Origin of the sequence: Streptomyces sp. NBC_01669 (assembly GCF_026339735.1) — a bacterium.
In the GTDB taxonomy this organism is placed as follows: Bacteria; Actinomycetota; Actinomycetes; order Streptomycetales; family Streptomycetaceae; genus Streptomyces; species Streptomyces yanii.
On sequence record NZ_JAPEQG010000001.1, the window covers coordinates 2315668 to 2334915 of the forward strand.

The 19248-nt window shown below is 67.4% G+C and carries 14 protein-coding genes; 4 read left to right on the forward strand and 10 right to left on the reverse strand.

Translation table 11 applies throughout. The features are described from left to right. Positions 1–83 precede the first annotated feature (83 nt). Together OG972_RS10130 and OG972_RS10135 are read left to right on the forward strand one after the other, a co-directional pair. A complete protein-coding gene (locus OG972_RS10130) occupies positions 84–1721 on the forward strand; it encodes a stealth family protein (RefSeq protein WP_266980262.1) in 1638 nt (545 codons plus the stop codon). Next, positions 1718–3700 (forward strand): glycosyltransferase, encoded by a 1983-nt coding sequence (locus OG972_RS10135; RefSeq protein ID WP_266980264.1) that lies wholly within the window; start codon positions 1718–1720, stop codon positions 3698–3700. Before OG972_RS10130 ends, OG972_RS10135 begins: the two co-directional genes overlap by 4 nt. Before the next feature lie 69 nt (positions 3701–3769). Here the strand turns inward: OG972_RS10135 and OG972_RS10140 are convergent, their stop codons facing one another. After that, complete coding sequence (locus OG972_RS10140; RefSeq protein WP_266980266.1) at positions 3770–4810, reverse strand: hypothetical protein; 1041 nt, start codon at positions 4808–4810, stop codon at positions 3770–3772. 430 nt (positions 4811–5240) lie between these two features. Between OG972_RS10140 and OG972_RS10145 the strand changes: the two genes are divergently transcribed. Next, entirely contained in the window at positions 5241–6329 is a 1089-nt protein-coding gene (locus OG972_RS10145; RefSeq protein WP_266980268.1) for an LCP family protein, read from the forward strand. Positions 6330–6367: 38 nt separating this feature from the next. Further along, the gene (locus OG972_RS10150) at positions 6368–6778 is read left to right on the forward strand and encodes an NTP pyrophosphohydrolase (protein ID WP_266980270.1); all 411 of its coding nucleotides are present in this window, start codon (positions 6368–6370) and stop codon (positions 6776–6778) included. A gap of 10 nt (positions 6779–6788) precedes the next feature. On the opposite strand, the gene OG972_RS10155 is transcribed toward OG972_RS10150, so the two are convergent. The 9 genes from OG972_RS10155 to ngcE form a co-directional block, all read right to left on the reverse strand. After that, on the reverse strand, positions 6789–8300 hold the full coding sequence (locus OG972_RS10155) for an amino acid permease (protein WP_266980272.1): 1512 nt from the start codon (positions 8298–8300) through the stop codon (positions 6789–6791). A 166-nt stretch (positions 8301–8466) separates the two neighbouring features. After that, the gene (gene dxs, locus OG972_RS10160; protein ID WP_266980274.1) at positions 8467–10395 is read right to left on the reverse strand and encodes a 1-deoxy-D-xylulose-5-phosphate synthase; all 1929 of its coding nucleotides are present in this window, start codon (positions 10393–10395) and stop codon (positions 8467–8469) included. A gap of 213 nt (positions 10396–10608) precedes the next feature. Further along, positions 10609–11913 (reverse strand): sugar ABC transporter permease, encoded by a 1305-nt coding sequence (locus tag OG972_RS10165; RefSeq protein ID WP_266980276.1) that lies wholly within the window; start codon positions 11911–11913, stop codon positions 10609–10611. Next, on the reverse strand, positions 11910–12698 hold the full coding sequence (locus OG972_RS10170) for an ATP-binding cassette domain-containing protein (RefSeq protein ID WP_266980278.1): 789 nt from the start codon (positions 12696–12698) through the stop codon (positions 11910–11912). Before OG972_RS10170 ends, OG972_RS10165 begins: the two co-directional genes overlap by 4 nt. 252 nt (positions 12699–12950) lie before the next feature. Then, positions 12951–14066, reverse strand: coding sequence for a sugar ABC transporter substrate-binding protein (locus tag OG972_RS10175; RefSeq protein WP_266980280.1), 1116 nt, complete (start codon positions 14064–14066; stop codon positions 12951–12953). 120 nt (positions 14067–14186) lie between these two features. Further along, entirely contained in the window at positions 14187–15386 is a 1200-nt protein-coding gene (locus tag OG972_RS10180; protein ID WP_266980281.1) for an ROK family transcriptional regulator, read from the reverse strand. Between the two features lie 201 nt (positions 15387–15587). Further along, positions 15588–16505, reverse strand: coding sequence for a carbohydrate ABC transporter permease (locus tag OG972_RS10185; RefSeq protein ID WP_266980283.1), 918 nt, complete (start codon positions 16503–16505; stop codon positions 15588–15590). Continuing rightward, positions 16505–17428, reverse strand: coding sequence for a carbohydrate ABC transporter permease (locus OG972_RS10190; protein WP_266980285.1), 924 nt, complete (start codon positions 17426–17428; stop codon positions 16505–16507). The genes OG972_RS10185 and OG972_RS10190 overlap by 1 nt, the downstream gene beginning before the upstream one ends. Before the next feature lie 50 nt (positions 17429–17478). Beyond that, positions 17479–18927, reverse strand: coding sequence for an N-acetylglucosamine/diacetylchitobiose ABC transporter substrate-binding protein (ngcE, locus tag OG972_RS10195; protein ID WP_266980287.1), 1449 nt, complete (start codon positions 18925–18927; stop codon positions 17479–17481). Between the last annotated feature and the right edge of the window lie 321 nt (positions 18928–19248).

Here is a 19248-nt window from a genome sequence, read left to right on the forward strand (position 1 = left end):
CCCGGGGTCCTGCCCGGCAGGGCCCCGGGCCCGACGGAGTCGTTCCGGCGTCTTGAGGACGCACTGATGTACTGGAGTATTCGGTGATCCACCCGATCAATGCCGCGGTCGACCGTCCGCAGCGCCCCTTGGCACCGGGCCTGCACGAAGTCCCCGTGGGCATGCACCGCCGCCTGGCGCACGTGCAGCCAGGCCTCACACCGCTCGCGGTCCGCGCCCAGCACCTCCAGCTGGTGTCCGCGGCGCTGACGCGGGCCGGCGTCGAGCACTTCGTGGTGCCCGGAACCGAGGACACCTCGTCCGCAATCGGTGTCCGGGACACCCAGAAGGGCCGGGTCGCCCAGACAATGCGGTCGCTCTTCAACGCGAGCCCCGGGTACATCCAGCGCAAAGTGCCCGTCCAGCGCACCAGTGAGTTGCTGCACCTCGGCTCCCGTGAGGCGTCCTGGCAGGGGCTGGAGACCGTCGACGTGCTGCGCGCAGTCTGGTTCCAGGCCGACCCGTCGGGCGATCTGGTGTACGGCACCGAGTACGGCTGCGACATCGAGTTCTGGCGGGAGGAGGAAGGGCGGTTGCTTCCGCCGCGGATCAACCGGGGCGCGAGTTTCCTCCCCGTGCACGGGGAGATGACCCTCGTCTCACCCCACCGCTTCTCCCGCCTCGCGCCCCCGGAGGCGGAGGTCTTGCACAAGCAGCGCCGCTGGGGCCGGAAGCCGGCACGGATCGGGCTGCCCACTCGCCAGGAGTTCGTCTGCACCGGTGCCGACGAGATCACCTTCCCCATCGACGTCGTCTACACCTGGGTGGACAGCGACGACCCGGCCTGGCAGCGCCGCCGCGCCGAGGCGTCCGGGGACGTCTTCCACGAGGAATCGGCGAGCGCCGGTCGCTACATCAACCGTGACGAGCTGCTCTACTCGATGCGCTCGCTGCACATGTACGCCCCCTGGGTACGGCACATCTTCCTGGTCACCGACGATCAGGTTCCGCACTGGCTCAATGAGGCTGCAGAGGGCATCACCGTGGTCTCGCACCGGGAGATCTTCCGGGAGACCAGTCGGCTTCCGGTCTTCAACTCCCACGCGATCAGCGCCCAGTTGCATCGCGTTCCAGGGCTTTCGGAGCACTTCATCCACTTCAACGACGATGTGTTCGTCGGCCGGCCGATCACTCCGCACGAGTTCTTCCTGCCCAACGGGGCCTCGAAGTACTACCCGGACACCGTCCGTATCCCCATGGGTCCTGTCCAGCCGGAGGACCTGCCGCACGAGGTGGCCCGCAAGAACGTCCGGGCTCTGCTCGAGGACCGGTTCGGCCGCACCATCATCGACGCGATGAAGCACACCCCCGTGCCGCTGCGACGCAGTGTCCTGGAGGAGATGGAGCGGGAGTTCGCGGAGGTGTTCCGGGCGACCGCGGCCGCGCGATTCCGCAGCCGGACCGATATCGACGTCGGCACCTGCATGTATCCGTACTACTCCTACTTCACGGGGCGCGGAGTGCCCGACACCATTCCGTACGCCTATCTTCATCTCTCCATGGTCCAGCTCTCCAAGAAACTGGACCGATTGCTCAAACGCCGGGACGCGGCCGTCTTCTGCGTGAACGACTCCTTCACCACCGAGGACGATGTGGCCGATCAGGAAGCACTGATCCACCCCTTCTTCGAAGCGTACTTTCCGCTTCCGAGTCCGTACGAGAAGTCCACAGCGTCGCGATGAAGATCGAATTCCTGATTCAGAACGCCTATGCCGCGGACGGCTCCACCCGCGCCGTGCTCAATCTCGCGGGCGCCCTCGCCGATACGCACGAGGTCCGGATCATCTCGGTGTTCCGCTGGCTCGACCGGCCTGCCATCGCACCCGCCCACGGGGTGAAGGTCGTCTCGCTGCTCGATCTGCGCGAGGGCCGTCGTCCCGACAAGCAGGACATCCGCAGGCTCACTCCGTCCCGGATCATTCCGCGTACTCAGGAGATGTCCTGGCGCTACAGCCAGCTGACGGATGACAAGGTCGAGGAGTACCTGTCCGCCACCCAGGCCCAGGTGGTGGTAGGCACCAGCCTCGAGCTGGCCGCCTACGTCGCGCGCTGGGGCCGGCCTCGAGCGCTGCGCCTGGGCCAGCTGCACCAGCTGAGCACCGTGCTGTCCCCGCAGGAGCAGAGCCGCGCCTGGGCGGGGCTCGGCCGGCTCGACGCGGTCGTGGTGCCCAGTGCCGACGAGGCCGAGGCGGTGACCAGGGCGGGGCTGCCGGGTGATATCGCGGTCTACGCACATCCCGACTGCGTACCCGATCCCCGGGTTCGTCCCGCCGACGGGCGTTCTCGAGTGGTGATGGCGGCCGGGCGCCTTGTTCCGGAGAAGCGCTTCGACCTGCTCATCCAGGCATTCGCGCAGGTCGCGGGAGTTCGCCCCGACTGGCAGCTGCGGATCTTCGGGACCGGTCCGGAGTACGGCCAGCTCCGGGCCCTGATCGCCGAACTGGACATGTACAACCACGTGTTCCTGATGATGGAGGAACCACGACTGGAGGCCCAATGGGCCGCGGCCGCCATCGCCGCCGGGACATCGGAGCGGGAGTCCTTCGGCCTGGCGCTCGCCGAGGCCATGCGCTGTGGGCTGCCCGTCGTCTCCACCGCCTGCCCCGGCGGGCCGCAGGAGATCGTCCGTCACGAGGTCAACGGCCTGCTCACCCCGGTGGACGACAGCGGCGCTTTCGCCGCCGCGCTACTGCGCCTGATCGAAGACGAACCGGGACGCCTCGCGCTGGGCCGCCAGGCGCGGGAGGATGCCCGTGCCTACGGTCCGGAGGTCTCTGCGGGACGGTTCGAGAACGTCATCAGAATGGCCCGCCGGACTCGTCGTGAGGGCCGACCCGCTGCCGAGGTCACCGTCTCCTGTGCGGTGGCTCAGAGCGGGCTGATCAACCTGCGCCTGGAGGGCGTGCGTGAGGGCCGCAACGACCTCGAACTGGTGCTGCGCAAGCGGAAGGCGGCACGCAACGAACGGCCCGTCAGGCTCCCGCTGCTGCCGGCCGACGGGCCCTTCCCGCATCTGTACGAGGCGCTCGTTCCGTCGGATCCCGGGGTTCTTGCCGAAGGCCGCTGGGACGTCCATCTGGACACCGGCGACGGCAAGCCGACAAAGGTCCGGCCGGGCACCCTGGATCTGCGTGGCTTCGGTCCGGTGGCCACCGGACCCGCCTATACCGTTGTGCAGCTTCCCTACGCCACCGAGAGCGGCCATCTCGCGCTGCGTACGTGGACCCGTGACCGGCACGCCGAGGCGACCGAGGTCTGGGTCGACGGGGGAGTCATGCATCTGCGGGGACTGCTCTACGGCTCCGACTTCGGTTCTGCGGAGCCTCTGCTGCTGATGCGCAGGCGCGGTGTCGAGGAATCGGGCTTCTGGCTGCCCGGCGTCTCCTCGGGCGGCGCCGACTTCGCTTTCTCGCTGCCCGCATCCGATCTGGCCGAGCAACTGGTGTCCCGGCACGAGCTGTGGGACCTGTGGGTGGGGCTACGCCACGACCCTGTCGTTGCGCGACTGGGCCGCTTTCTGACGGACGTGGTGGACGTGAAGAGCGTGTTCGGCTACCCCACCATGGTGGTGCCCACCGGCGAAGGCCAGCCGGTCACGGTGAAGCCGTACTACACGGCCGGCACCGAACTGTCGGTCCGGGTCTCCGAGAAGGCCGATTGACGGCGGCGCGTGAACATGACTCGTACATCGGGCGTACAGGGGAGCCGGGCGCGGACCACCGGCACCGGCTCACAGCCGGAGCCAGCCCTCCAGCGCCATTCCCTGCTGGTCGGCACGTTGCCTGGTGACCTTCATCCGGCCGTCCCTGCCGATGACCGCGACGACCAGCCGCCCGTCGCGGTCCAGAGCAAGCGCCGGGGTGCCCTCACAGGGTTCGCGGGTGTCCGCCCACCAGGCCCCGGCGGATTCCAGTTCGGTCGGGTAGGCGGTGAGGGCGAGGGTGCCTGTCTCCTCCGTCTGGGCCAGGACGGTGCAGTCGTAGCCGTCGACGAGGCACCGACTGAGGGCGAGGGGACCACGCCCCGAGTGGCCGCCCAGCGGGGCGGGCGCGATATCGGGGACGCCTGCCGTCGGGAGGCGGTAGGCCACGACCTCGCCGGACTCCTCGTCACGCCAGTAGTGGGTGACCCTGCCTTCGTAGGTCTCGGTGCCGGAGGCCGTGTCCGGCCGGGCGATGAAGACCAGATTGGGGGCGCGGTCCAGCGGGCCTCCCGGGGTCTCCTGCCGCCAGACGTACACGCCTTTGTCTGCGGGCATGAAGAGCTCGATGCGGCCGGAGCGGGTGACAACGGCGGACAGCCCCTCACGTACCCGCTTGCACGGCATGGACGTCCACTTGCCCCACACGCCGTTCGCGTCACGTCTGCGCGCGGACACTCCCCCCAGGGCATTGCGGACGAACACGTGCAGGGCGTCGGCGCCGTCGACGACGGCAACGGGGGCGCCGATGGCCGACGCCTTCGCAGCGTCCTTGCCGTGCGGGTTACCGACCGAGTGCCAGCCGGTCATCGGGCGGCCGGCCTGGTACTGGGAGGCGTAAACGATCTCGAGGGGGGACTGGGGGCTGTCGCCCGTACGCCTCAGGCCGAACAGGTCGACAAAGCCGCTCGGACCGTTGGCCACGCACGCATACGGCAGCAGCCGGGCATCGGACAGGAGGAGTTCGGGGGCCGCCCAGCCGTCGCGGCCCGTGGCGGACTCCGTCCAGCGGACGATGCCTCCGGTCCTGGCCGGGGCGTATGCAGTGAGGCGGCCATCGGGTGCGGACACCAGCCAGCCCGTCTTCAGCGGTGGCGCGGCCAGGACTTCGGAGTGCCTCGCAACGTGCTGGGCCGATGCGGCAGAGGCCCTCCCGGCAGGAACTGCGGCACGCCGACGCCCAGTACGCAAACTCATCGTTCCCCGACCGTTCTCACTGAATGCCTTCTCCGGTGCCGAACGGCGTTGGGCGGAGTCCCATGTGTCTCTATTGAGCGCCCAGTTTCGCCTTAACGGCAACAACTGGTGTCACAATAATACTCGACAGGGTCGATTTCCGAGTGATTCCTGTCGCACAATGCGACTTTGAGGCACGAATCATGCCTGGGCAGAAGCGCGGTACCCCACGGAGCGACTTCGGCACAACATGGCCCGCCCACCACCCATTCCTCCCCTCTCGCACGCGTTCTGGCGTGTCCCGACGGAAGAACTAGACGAGCCCATGACAGATCAGACCTCCGGCACCGAATCGCGCACGCCCCTTGTACCCCCGTCAAGACGAGCGCCGCGCAAGCGCCGCCGCGGCCTCAAGATCACGCTCAGCATCGTGCTCGTGCTGCTCCTCGCCGCCGGTGGCACCCTCTGGTGGCTGTACAGCAGCCTCGACGGGAACATCAAGGGCGTCGACATCAACAAGGCACTGGGCGACGACCGGCCCGAAAAGCTGCCGACCAGCGGGCAGAACCTGCTGGTCCTCGGTTCGGACTCGCGGGCCGGCGCCGAGAACAAGGAACTGGGCGGCGGCGGCAGCGTCAGCGGTGCCCGGTCCGACACCGCGATGGTGGTGCACATTCCCGAGGGCCGCACCAGGGCCGTCGCCGTGTCCATACCGCGCGACACCCTCGTCACCCGGCCCGAGTGCACGAAGGCCGACGGCTCGGCCGTACCGTCGGCGAACCGCGTGATGTTCAACTCCGTCTACTCGCAGGTCGGTCCGGCCTGTGTGGTCAAGACCGTCGAAAAGATGTCCAAGGTGCGGATCGACCACTACCTGGAGATCAACTTCGCCGGGTTCAAGGATCTGGTCGACGCGATAGGCGGCGTCACCGTCGATGTTCCGCAGGACATCCACGACACGTCGTCCGGCCTCGACCTCACCGCGGGGCCGCACAAGCTCGACGGCACCCAGTCGCTCGCGTACGTGCGCACCCGGCACGGCATCGGGGACGGCAGCGACCTCGGCCGGATCGGGCTGCAGCAGCAGTTCCTGCTGGCGCTGCTGGGCGAGGTCAAGTCGCAGGATCTGCTGAGCAGTCCGACGAACACGTACAAGATCGCCAACTCGGCGACCAAGTCGCTGACGACCGACGACGGTCTCGCCTCGCTGACGTCGCTCTCGAAGTTCGCCCGCTCCATGCAGGGCGTCGATCCTGCCTCGATGGAGACGATCATGCTCCCGGTGGCATACGACAAGGTGGATCCGAACCGGGTCGTGGCGGTGCAGCCGCAGGCCAACACGTTGTGGAAGGCGATCCGCGAGGACGCCACGATCCCGGAGTCCGCGAAGAAGTCCCCCGCCACCGGCGGATGACGGACAGCGCCGTGGTCGGTGCATGACACCCTTCGGGGATGTTGAGCGAACCGGCCCTGGTGATCGTCGACGCGGCCAATGTGGTCGGGTCGGTACCGGACGGATGGTGGCGGGACCGGCGCGGCGCGGCCGAGAGGCTGCGGGATGCGCTGGTCCCGTTCGCCGCGGACGGCCTGGACGGCTTCCCCGGTCCCGTCGAGCTGGTCCTGGTCGTCGAGGGCGCGGCCCGGGGCGTCGAATCGCGTCCCGGGGTCGGGGTGGAAGCGGCGCCCGGAAGCGGTGACGACCGGATCGTCGAACTGGTCGCCGATGCCGTGTCCCGTCCGGCAGCCCGCACCTGTGTCGTCGTCACCGCCGACCGGGAGCTGCGGCTGCGGGTGGAGGCGTACGGGGCGCGGTGCGTGGGCCCCCGTACGGTGCGGCCGGTGCCGCCGTCGCGTACCGAATGATCCACGTGAACTATGGCCGGCTGACGGGCTGGTTGATCCGGCTGTGACTGCGTCCGTACGTGAAGTAGATGATCACGCCGATGGCCATCCAGATGGCGAACCGGAGCCACGTCTCGGCCGGCAGATTGAGCATCAGCCACACCGACGCGGCCACCGAGAGGATCGGGAGCACCGGCACCCACGGGGTGCGGAACGCGCGGTGCAGATCGGGGCGGGTGCGACGCAGCACCATGACGCCCAGCGCGACGACGACGAACGCGAAGAGCGTGCCGATGTTCACCAGCGTCGCCAGCTCGTTGATGCTGGTGAAGCCGGCGACGATCGCGATGATCACGCCGAGCAGGATGGTCGGGCGGTACGGGGTGCCGAACTTCGGGTGTGTCTTGGAGAAGAACCGCGGGAGCAGCCCGTCGCGGCTCATCGCGAAGAACACCCGGGTCTGACCCAGCAGCAGGATCATGCACACCGTCGTCAGGCCGACCGCCGCGCCGAAGCTGATGAATCCGGCGTAGACGGGGTGGCCGACGGCCTTGAAGGCATCGGCCAGGGGGGCGCTCACCGACAGTTCGGTGTAGTGCTCCATGCCGGTGACCACCAGCGAGACGGCGACGTAGAGCACCGTGCAGATGAAGAGCGAAGCGAGGATGCCGCGTGGCACGTCTCGCTGCGGGAGCTTGGTCTCCTCGGCGGCCGTCGCGACGACGTCGAAGCCGATGAAGGCGAAGAAGACGACGGAGGCTGCGGTGAAGATGCCCATGACGCCGAAGTTCGTGGGCGCGTAACCGAAGATCAGCTGGATCAGCGGCGCGGTCAGTCCGGAGCCGGCCGGCTGCGGCTGCGCCGGCGGGATGAAGGGCGAGTAGTTGGCGGCCTTGATGAAGAAGAGCCCCGCGATGATCACGATCATGACAACGGCCAGCTTGATGGCGACCACGACCGTCGTGACCCGGGCGGAGAGCTTCATGCCGAGCACCAGGATGACGGTCAGGACGACCACCAGGACGAAGGCCAGAACGTCGAAGCCGAATCCTGGTGCCGCATCCGGCCCGGAGAGCACGTCGGGCATGTGCCAGCCGACGTTGTCCATCAGCGAGCGGACGTAGCCGGACCATCCGACCGCCACCACCGCCGTGCCCAGGGCGAACTCCAGCACCAGGTCCCAGCCGATGATCCAGGCGACCAGCTCGCCGAGCGAGGCGTACGAGAAGGTGTAGGCGGACCCCGCGACCGGCACGGTGGAGGCGAACTCGGCGTAGCAGAGCGCGGCCAGGGCGCAGACGATGCCCGCGGCCACGAAGGCGAGGGACGTGGCGGGCCCCGCGGTCTCCTTCGCCACCTTGCCGGTGAGGACGAAGATGCCGGTGCCGATGATGACACCCACCCCGAAGACCGTGAGGTCCAGGGCGGAGAGTGACTTCTTGAGCGCGTGCTCCGGTTCCTCGGTATCGAGGATGGACTGCTCGACCGTCTTGGTCCGGAACAGTCCGCCCTTCCTGGGTGGTGTGTCCTGCTGGGCAGTCACCGGCGTACCTCCACGCACTCGTCGTGTACGCCATGATTGGGACTTCATCGGTCGCGGGAGGCTCCGCACCGGGCGATTTCACGCAGATGGGCCGGTCGAACCACCCGTACAGGGTGGCCGACCGGCCCATCTGCCGTATCGGTCGCGGGGACCGTGCTCGAACAGGTCAGTCGCGCGCGGGTTCGATCACGGAGCGGCTGTCGGCGCCGCTGTCGTAGCGGCCGTCCAGCTTGGCGACGAGCCCGGTGACCTGACGGGCGATGTCCGGCGCGGTCAGCCCGATCTCGGCCATGACCTCCTTGCGGGAGGCGTGGTCGAGGAAGCGCGGCGGGATACCGAAGTCGCGCAGCGGTACGTCGACCCCGGCGTCGCGCAACGCCTGGGCGACGGCGGAACCGACACCGCCGGCCCGGCTGTTGTCCTCGACGGTCACGACGACGCGGTGCTGCTCGGCGAGCGGCGCCATGGCCTCGTCGACGGGCTTGACCCAGCGCGGGTCGACGACCGTCGTCGTGATGCCCTGGGCGTCCAGCAGATCGGCGATCTCCAGGCACATCGGGGCGAGCGCGCCGACGGAGACCAGGAGGACGTCCGGGCGGGCCGTGTCGGCCCTGCGGAGGACGTCCATGCCACCGACCTTGCCGACGGCCTTGACGGACGGGCCGACCGCACCCTTGGAGAAGCGGACCACGGTCGGGGCGTCGTCGACCTCGACGGCCTCACGCAACTGGGCGCGGACCTGGTCGGCGTCGCGCGGAGCCGCGATCCGCAGGCCCGGCACGCACTGCAGGATCGACATGTCCCACATGCCGTTGTGCGAGGCACCGTCGGTGCCGGTGATACCCGCCCGGTCCAGGACGAACGTGACGCCGCACTTGTGCAGCGCGACATCCATGAGGACCTGGTCGAAGGCCCGGTTGAGGAACGTGGCGTACACCGCGAAGACGGGGTGCAGTCCGCCGGTGGCGAGGCCCGCCGCGGAGACCGCGCCGTGCTGCTCGGCAATGCCGACGTCGTAGATCCGGTCCGGGAATTCCTTCTCGAATTTGGTGAGGCCGACCGGCTGGAGCATGGCCGCGGTGATCGCGACGATGTCCTTGCGCTCCTTGCCGAGCTTGACCATCTCCTCGCCGAAGACGGACGTCCAGTCGAGGCCGGAGGTGGCGATGGGGAGGCCGGTGTCGGGGTGGATCCTGCCGACGGCGTGGAAGCGGTCGGCCTCGTCGAGGAGGGCGGGGGTGTAGCCGCGGCCCTTCTCGGTGAGGCAGTGCACGATGACCGGGCCGCCGAAGCGCTTGGCCCGCTGCAGCGCGGACTCCAGGGCTTCGATGTCGTGGCCGTCGATCGGGCCGACGTACTTCAGACCGAGGTCCTCGAACATGCCCTGCGGGGCGATGAAGTCCTTCAGCCCCTTCTTGGCGCCGTGCAGCGTCTCGTACAGCGGCTTCCCGACGACGGGGGTGCGCTCCAGGATGTCCTTGCCGCGGGCCAGGAAACGCTCGTAGCCGTCGGTGGTGCGCAGGGTGGCCAGGTGGTTGGCGAGGCCGCCGATGGTCGGGGCGTAGGAGCGCTCGTTGTCGTTGACGACGATGACGAGCGGACGGTCCTTGGCGGCGGCGATGTTGTTCAGCGCCTCCCAGGCCATGCCGCCGGTGAGCGCGCCGTCACCGATGACCGCGACGACATGGTCGTCCTTCTTCAGTACCTCGTTGGCCTTGGCGAGACCGTCGGCCCAGCCGAGGACGGTGGAGGCGTGCGAGTTCTCGATGATGTCGTGCTCGGACTCGGCGCGCGAGGGGTAACCGGACAGGCCTCCCTTGCTCTTGAGCTTCGAGAAGTCCTGGCGACCGGTGAGCAGTTTGTGCACATAACTCTGGTGGCCGGTGTCGAAAAGCACCTTGTCCTTCGGCGAATCGAAGACCCGGTGCAGGGCGATGGTCAGCTCGACCACTCCCAGGTTGGGGCCGAGGTGGCCACCGGTCTTGGAAACGGCGTCGACGAGGAAGGTCCGGATCTCTCCGGCGAGCTGGTCCAGCTGCTCGGGAGTGAGCCGGTCCAGGTCACGCGGTCCACCGATGCGGGTCAGCAGAGCCACCCGTGCCTCCTTGCGTTTCGAGCTGGTCGAGCATGCCGATCCGATGAGTCTAATGTTCCGTCTGCGCGCGAGGTCATCGGGCGGCGTGTTCGGGACCGGATCGGCTGCGGACGTGCGCTTTGATGCGTACATGCCCTTTGATGCGTACGTGCCTGCGTACGTGCGTGTGCCCGGCACCGCGATGGGTGCCGGGCACACGCGCGGGTTCCGCGGTCAGGCGCGGCCCGCCGTCTTCTGGGTCTTGCGGGTGACTGCGTCGATGACGACCGTGGCGAGAAGCACACCACCGGTGATCATGTACTGGATCGGCGAGGCGATGCCCTGCAGGGCGAGGCCGTACTGGATCGAGATGATGACCAGCACACCGAGCAGCGCGTTCCAGGTGCGGCCGCGGCCGCCGAAGAGGCTGGTGCCGCCGATGACGGCCGCCGCGATGGCGTTCATCAGAAGCTCACCGCTGCCCGCGCCCTGGTTGGCGGAGGTGATCTTGGAGGCGATGAAGAGTCCGCCGATGGCGGCGAAGGTGCCGGAGATCGCGTAGACCGAGGTCCGGATCATCACCACGTTGATACCGGCGCGGCGGGACGCCTCGACGCTGCCGCCGAGCGCGAAGACCTTGCGGCCGTAAGAGGTGCGGCGCAGGACGAAGTCGGTCGCCACCAGCATGACCAGGAAGATCACCACGGCGAGCGGCAGACCCTTGTACTGGTTGAACATGATGGCGACGGCGAAGGCCACCACGGCCAGCGCGACCGTGCGCACGATGATCTCGCTGAGCGGGCGGGACGGGACGCCCACCGCCTCACGGCGACGGTTGTCGAAGAAGGACGACAGGAAGTACGCCGCCACGGCGACTGCGGCGAGGCCGTAGCCGGCCGCGACATCGCTGAAGTAGTAGCTGGTCAGCTTGGCGACCAGACCCTCGGAGTCGAGGTTGATGGTGCCGTTGGAGCCGAGGATCTGGAGCATGAAGCCGTTCCAGAACAGCAGACCGGCCAGGGTGACGGCGAAGGCAGGGACGCCGATCTTGGCGAAGACGTAGCCGTGGATCGCGCCGGCCGCTGCGCCGGTGAGGATCGCCAGGATCAGGGCCAGCCACTCGGACATGCCGTGGGTGACATTGAGCACCGCGAAGGTGGCGCCCGCGACACCGCTGACCGAGCCGACCGAGAGGTCGATCTCGCCGAGCAGCAGGACGAAGACAATGCCGACCGCGATCATGCCGGTGCCGACCATGGCGACCGAGATGTCCGAGAGGTTGCCCGCGGTGAGGAAGTTCGAGTTGAGGCTCTGGAAGATCGCCCAGATGATGATCAGGCCCAGGACGACGGGGATCGAGCCCAGGTCGCCGGCCTTCATCTTGCGCTTGAACTCGCCGAGGTATCCGGAGAGGCCCTGCTCGCGGACGAGCAGCCGGGGGTCGACAGCGGTGACGGAGCCGTCCGCCGCGGCGGGGTTCTCGGCGGGCGCGTCGGCAATCTTCGCCAGTATCGGCTTGGAGGTGTTGTCGGTGCTCACTTCTGGGCCTCCCCGTTGCGCGCCGCGCGGCGGGTCACGGCATTGTCCGTGGCGCCCGTGATCGCGGAGATGATCTCTTCCTGCGAGGTGGTCGCGACGTCGAAGACGCCGTTGTTGCGGCCCAGCCGGAGCACGGCCACCTTGTCGGCGACCGCCTTGACGTCGGCCATGTTGTGGCTGATGAGGATCACCGCGTGACCGCGCTCGCGCAGCCGCTCGACGAGGTCGAGGACCTGAGCGGTCTGCTCGACGCCGAGGGCCGCGGTCGGCTCGTCGAGGATGACGAGCTTCGGCTCACCGAGCATCGAACGGGCGATGGCCACGGTCTGGCGCTGACCGCCGGAGAGCGAGGCGATCGGGATACGGACGCTGGGTATGCGGATCGACAGCGTGCTGAGGAGCTCGCGGGAGCGGCGCTCCATCTCGACCTCGTTGAGGACTCCGAACTTACGGAGCTCCCGGCCGAGGTAGAGGTTGCCGACGACATCGATGTTGTCGCAGAGCGCCAGGTCCTGATAGACGGTCGCGATGCCCAGGTTCTGGGCGTCGTGCGGCCGGTTGATCTGGACGCTCTTGCCTTCCCACTCGATGACTCCGTCATCGATGGGGTGGACCCCGGCGATCGTCTTGACCAGCGTTGATTTACCGGCGCCGTTGTCGCCGACCAGGGCGACCACCTCGCCGGCGTGGACCTCGAGCTCTACATCGGTGAGCGCCTGAACGGCACCGAATCGCTTGGAGACCCCTCGCAACGCCAACACGGGCGTAGCGGACACGTGAACCATCTCCTTCGCCGCCTGACCGGCGGGGATGCCGCGCCGGGGGAGGGCGCGGTGGTCGAGCAGAAGAGAACAAAAGAGTGCGGAAGCGTTCCGCCCGGCGCCCCGCCCGATAGCGGGACGGTTGATGTGCGGGGCGCCGGACAGGTTTCCATGGATGCAAGTCGCCGAGGAATCAGCTGACTTGCTGCCGAAGCAGGGGCAACTCGCCTTGTGCGTAAGGCCATTGCCCGGCCGTGCTTACGGCGAGGGTGCGGCCTACTTCAGGCCGAGCTTGTCACAGGCGGCCTTGTAGTTGGCCGTGCAGATCTCGTCCAGCGTGTAGACGCCGTCCTTGAGGACGGTGTCCTTGATGTTGTCCTTGGTCAGCGAGACGACCGGGACCAGGAACGTGGGAACGCCCTTGTTGGTGGGGCTGTCGACCGTGGACGTGGCGATCGAGTCGAGCTTCTTGCCCTGGGCCAGCGCCACGGCCATCGCGGCAGCGGCCTCGCCCTCGGGGCCGTACGGCTTGTAGACGCTCATGAACTGCTCACCGGCGACGATGCGCTGCACGCCGGCCAGCTCGGCGTCCTGGCCGGTCACCGGCGGGAGCTTGGAGAGACCGGCGGCCTTGAGGGCGGTGATGATGCCGCCCGCCATGCCGTCGTTGGCGGAGTAGACGCCGTCGATCTTGCCCTTGCCGAGGGCCGAGATCGCCGCCTCCATGTTGGCGTTGGCGTTCTCCGGCTTCCACTCCTTGGTGTCGTACTCCTTGCCGACCTTGACCTTGCCGTCGAGCTCCGCCTTGGCGCCCTTCTTGAAGAGCGCGGCGTTCGGGTCGGTGATCGCGCCATTCATCATCACGATCGTGCCGCCGTTGGCCTTGGAGCCCATGGCCTCAAGCAGGGCCTTGCCCTGGACGTGGCCGACCTCTTCGTTGTCGAAGGAGGTGTAGGCGTCGATCGGGCCCTCGGCGAGACGGTCGAAGGCGACGACAGGGATGCCCGCGTCCTTGGCCTTCTTCACCGCGCCCGCGATGGCCTTGGAGTCCACCGAGTCGACGATCAGCGCGTCGACCTTGTTGGTGATCATGGTGTCGACCTGCTGCGTCTGCAGCGTGGCGTCCTGCTTGGCGTTGGCGTAGATGACCTTCGCCTTGCCGCCGGTGAGATCGCTGATCTTCTTCTCGATGATCGGCTTGTCGAACTTCTCGTACCGGGCCGTCTGGTTCTCGGGAAGGAGCAGACCGATCTTGAGATCGTTGCCCTTCTTCGCGGAGCCGGTGTCCGTGGCCTTGTCGCCGGACTCCTTGGCGCTGCCGCAAGCGGCGAGCGAGACAGCCATCGCGGTGGCGGCAACGGCAACGGCGGCACGACGCATACGCGTGTTCATTCTCGAACCTCCCTGACGAGGCCGCGACGTTGCGGCCGAGGTGGCTGGAAGTCAACTCGGCCGCGACGTCAGCGTCAAGGAGTAAATCCTTAACGAGATGACAACGGTGCCATTCGTTATCTAAGTGAAGGCAGGTGTGGCCGTGGGCAGGGCGCTCTCCAAAAGGGTCGAATCCCCCATTTCGCTCAGCACGAGAGCCAGCGCACCGAGCACCTCGGCCCGCCCGCCGAGGGCCCCCGGAAGGACCGAGAGCTGCCGGGCGGCGCTGGGGATGGCGTAGCGCGACACCGAGTCGCGGATCGGCCCGAGCACCAGCTCCCCCGCCTCGGCGAGGGAGCCGCCGAGGACCACCCGGCTGGGGTTGAGCAGGTTGCACAGGTTGGCGACGCCGCTGCCGATGTGCCGCCCGACGTCCCCGATCACCCGGCGGCAGCCCGGATCGCCCTCCCGGGCCAGCTGGACCACCCGTTCCATCGTGAGATCGGGCCCGTGGCTGGGCTGGAGCAGGGGCAGGACGTACCGCGCGGCCGTGAAGGTCTCCAGGCATCCGCGGTTGCCGCAGCGGCAGACAGGACCCGACTCGTCGAGCGTGATGTGGCCGATCTCGCCGGCCGTGCCGCCCGGCCCCCGGTAGATGTGCCCGTCGATCACCAGACCGGCGCCGACACCGCTTGCGACCTTGATGTACGCGAGGTCCTTCACCCCCCGGCCGCTCCCCCAGACCAGCTCTCCCAGCGCCCCGAGGTTGGCGTCGTTGTCGACGTACACCGGCACGCCCAGCCGTGCGGCGAGCTCCTCGCTCGGGTTGATGCCCGTCCAGCCCGGCAGGATCGACGTGGAGCCCAGCGTGCCGGACTCCACATCGATCGGACCGGGAACGCCGAGGCCCACTCCGATCACCTTGTCCGGGCCGATCCCGGTCGTCTCGATCAGCCGCTTGACCAGCTGTTCCGCCCGGCCGAAGCCCTCCGCCGATGAGGCATCCACGTCCAGCGGCTCGGACTCCTCGGCGAGCACCTGGTGGGCAAGGTTGCCGACCGCCACCCGCAGATGCGTATGTCCGAAGTCGACGCCGATCACGATGCCCGCGTCACCGCTCAGGGAGACGCTGCGGGCCCGGCGGCCGCCCGCCGAGGTGGGGGTCACCTCGACCGTGCCGCCGTCCTTCAGTTCGCGAACGATATTGGAGACCGTGGCCGCGGAGAGGCCGGTGCTTCTGGCGATCTCCGCCTGGGTGAGCGAACCCGCCATACGTACGGCACGCACGACCCGCTCAAGGTTGGCGCGATGCAGAGATGTCTGCGACCCCGGAGTCTCCATCGACTCTCTCACTCCTACCGTTTTCTCTAACATGTGAACTCTAAGCTGAGCGTTTTGGGGCACTCCCCGTCAAGACCTTGAGCAGTCCGAGCCTCGGATGAGCGGACAGGCCCCGATGGGCGCACACGAAGAACGGACGAACCGCCCGTCGGCACAGGGCCGACGGGCGGTTCGTCCGTCCATGCGGTGTTCGGCGGGCCGCTACTTCACGGCTCCCGCGGTCAGGCCCGCGACGACCTGACGCTGGAAGATGATGTAGGCCGCGAGGACCGGCAGCATCGCCATCACCAGACCGGCGAAGAGGCCGGACCAGTCACCCTTGTATCCCTGACTGGTGGCCAGTTCGACCAGGCCCTGGGAGAGCACCCGGTGATCCGGTTCGGTGTTCAGCACCGTCGGCAGCATGTACTGGTTCCACTGCCCCAGGAAGTTGAAGATACCGACGCTGATCAGGCCGGGCTTCGCCATCGGCAGCATGACCTGGAAGAACGTCCGGGTGTGCGACGCCCCGTCGAGCATCGCCGCTTCCGCCACCGAGGTCGGCAGCGTCCGGAAGAACGAGGTGAGGAAGAAGACGGTGAAGGGCAGGGAGTACGCGATGTAGACCAGGATCAGTCCGTGCACCGTGTTCAGCAGTCCCATGTTGTTCATCACGAAGAACAGCGGGACCAGCGCCAGGATGATCGGGAAGCTCATCCCGCCGATGAACAGGAAGTACAGGAAGCGGTTCCCCGGGAAGTCGAACCGCGCCAGTACGTACGCCGCCATGGAACCGAGCAGCAGCGTGCCGATGAGCGAGCCGCCCACCACGACGATCGTGTTGAAGAAGTAATCGCTCATGTGCGCCTGGCTCCAGGCGCGCGACCAGTTCTCGAAGTGCAGCTTGTCGGGCAGCGACCACGGCGTCGACAGGATCGAGTCGTCCGTCTTGAAGGACGCCATCACCGCCCAGAGCAGCGGCAGGACGACCAGGATCGCCCAGATGATCAGCACACCGTGCGAGAAGACGTTGAGGACGGAGCCCTCGCTGCTCTTCTCCTTCTTGCCGCCGGGCACGGTCACCGTCGACACGGGCACGCGGTCCGCCGCAGGCGCGGGAGGGGTGTCAGTGGTCTTCATCAGAACTCCAGCCGCTCGCGCCGGCCCAGTCGCATCACGATGGCCGCGAAGGCCATGGTGACGATGAGCAGTCCGACACCGATCGTTGTTGCGTATCCTGCCTGGCCGTCACGGAAGGCCGTCTGGTACACGTACAGCGGCAGGACCGTGGTCGAGTAGTCGGGACCACCAGGACCCACGGTCATGACCTGTACGGCCGTGAACGCCTCCACGCCGAGCGCCAGAATTCCCATGTAGACCCAGCCCGACTGCACCGTGTCCCAGAGCAGCGGCAGGGTGATCCGGAAGAACGTCGTGATGCGGTTGGCGCCGTCGAGGAGCGCCGCCTCGTAGAAGTCCTTCGGAATGGACGCCATTCCGGCGGAGAACAGGACAACGAAGAATCCGACCGTCGACCAGATCAGCACCGACATGACGCAGATGAGCGCGAGGCTCGGATCGCCCAGCCAGTCCGGCTGGATGGAGCCGAGACCGATGCCCTTCAGGGTCGAATTCAGCATCCCGTCACTGGGGTTGAACGCGAACTGGAAGAGCAGGGCGACGATCACGATCGAGAGAACCTGCGGGAAGAAATAGGCGATCTTGTAGAAGCCCGAGCCCCGCACGCCGGCGACCGTGGCGTTCTTCCGCCGCCGGCCGCCGACATTGAGCATGAAGGCGAAGAAAAGCGCGAGGCCCAGCGTCACCAGCGGCAGCAGCAGCACAAGCAACACGCTGTGCTGCAAGGACTTCCAGAAAATGTCGTCCTTCAGCATCCTGGTGTAGTTGTCGAAGCCGACCATCTTGAAGTCCGGGCTCAGACCGGTCCAGTCCGTGAAGGAATAGTAGATGGACTGGATGAACGGCCAAATGACGAAGACCGCGTACAACGCCAGTGGGGCTGCCAAGAACCCCACAATGAACCGGTACTTGCCGTGCTGCATCGTTTACCGACCCCGATCTTTCCGCGGGTGCCGCCGCTGGTGACGGTTGCTCACTGGTGCTTGTAGTGCTTGATGGACTGGTCCTTGGCCGCCGCGTCCGCGAAGGCCTGGATCTTCTGGATGGCCTCGGCCGGGGTCGCGCGGCCCGCCATCATCTCGCCGATGCCGGCAACGCCGATCTGCTCCTTCTGGAGCTTCACGTACCAGTCCTGCAGGCGCGGGTTCACCACGTTGTCGCCGGCCTTCTTCAGCGCGTCGACGCCGGCCTGCATGGCCGTGGACAGGGTCAGACCGTCGGTGCCACCGTTGAAGGCGCTGAGGGACTTGACCTGCTTGGTGAAGTTCTTCGAGGACTCCTCGGAGAGCATGATGCGCAGCTGCTCCATGCCGCCCTCGGGGTTCTTCGCCTTGGCCGGGACGACGAAGGGCTCACCGCCGGAGGCCCAGATGGTGCCGAACGGCATCTTGTCGGACGCGTCCAGGCTGGACGGCGCCGAGACCATCATCTTGAAGTCCTTGGGCGTGGTGGGCGCCGCCTCGTTCTCCACCCACGAACCGTTCGGGATGAAGAGCGCCTTGCCCTTGGTCCACGCGGTCTGCGACTGGATGTGGGTCATGCCCGGGGTGCCCTTGAGGATGTACCCCTTCTTGTACAGCTCGTAGTACGCCTCGAACGCCGCCTTGACCGCGGGGTCCTTCCAGGCGTTCGGCTCCAGGTTGTCGATCTTGTCGAGAACCTCCCGGCCACCGATCTTGGCGATGAACGGGTAGAGCGAGAACGGCAGGTAGTACGGGTACTTACCGGCGTACGTCCAGCCGGCAATGCCCTTCTTCTTCGCCTTCTCGCAGAGGGCGAGCATGTCGTCCCAGTTCTCGGGGTACTGCGCGTCGAGGTTGTCCAGCGCGGTCTGCGAGTACCAGACACCGTAGACCGTGTACGCGTAGTACATGATCCAGACCGGGTCGCCGTCGAACTGGCCCATTTCCAGGACACCGGGGCGCAGCGTGTCGCGGACCTTCTTGCTCGGGTCGTCGATGGACGGGGCGTCCATCAGCGGCGTCAGGTCGAGCAGCTGCTTCTTGCCGACGAGGACACCCATGTCCATCTGCTCGGCGCCCGAGTTGTCGATCAGGTCCGGCGGGGTGCCACCGTTGAAGCGCGGCTGCAGCTGCGACTGGATCTTCTGGGTCGCGGTGTGCTTGACCTTCGGGGCCTTCGGGAAGGCCGCGTTGTACTTCTTCTCCGCGTCGATCGCGTACTGCTGACCGAAACCGCCATCGAAGATGACGACGTCGAGGGCAGCGGTCTCATTGACGCCGAGCGGGTTCTTGGCGCTCGTCTTGCCCTTCTTGACCGAGTCGTCGGTGCCGCTGTCGCTACTCGCACACGCCGACAGGAAGCTCATTGTCGGAACGGTGATCAGACCGAGTGCGGCAGACCGCTTGATCACGTCGCGACGGCCAAGGCCCTCATTCGTGTGGCCGGAGGTGGATCCCATGCTCAAGTCCTCGCCTTCTCCAGGACTCAGGCGGTGTGTACCGGTCGCCCGTCGAAATTCGCCTCAGGCGAAGGGCCCCGCCACCGCGGTCAGTTGCGCTTGGGTCATGCTGATTTTGCAGGCTAGCCGGATGCAGTGGGGGTTTCGGGAGATCGAGCGGCGGATGCACCTCGCGGCATCCCCTCGACCGTTCCCCCGGCCCCCTTGTCCGCCCGCACGGAAAACGGCGGGGCAGACGCCGACAGGTATAGTCCACTTGCGGCCAACTGAGCAAGATCGAATGCAGCTTTGGACTGCAGTCTTTCCCGAGTTGAGACCTCG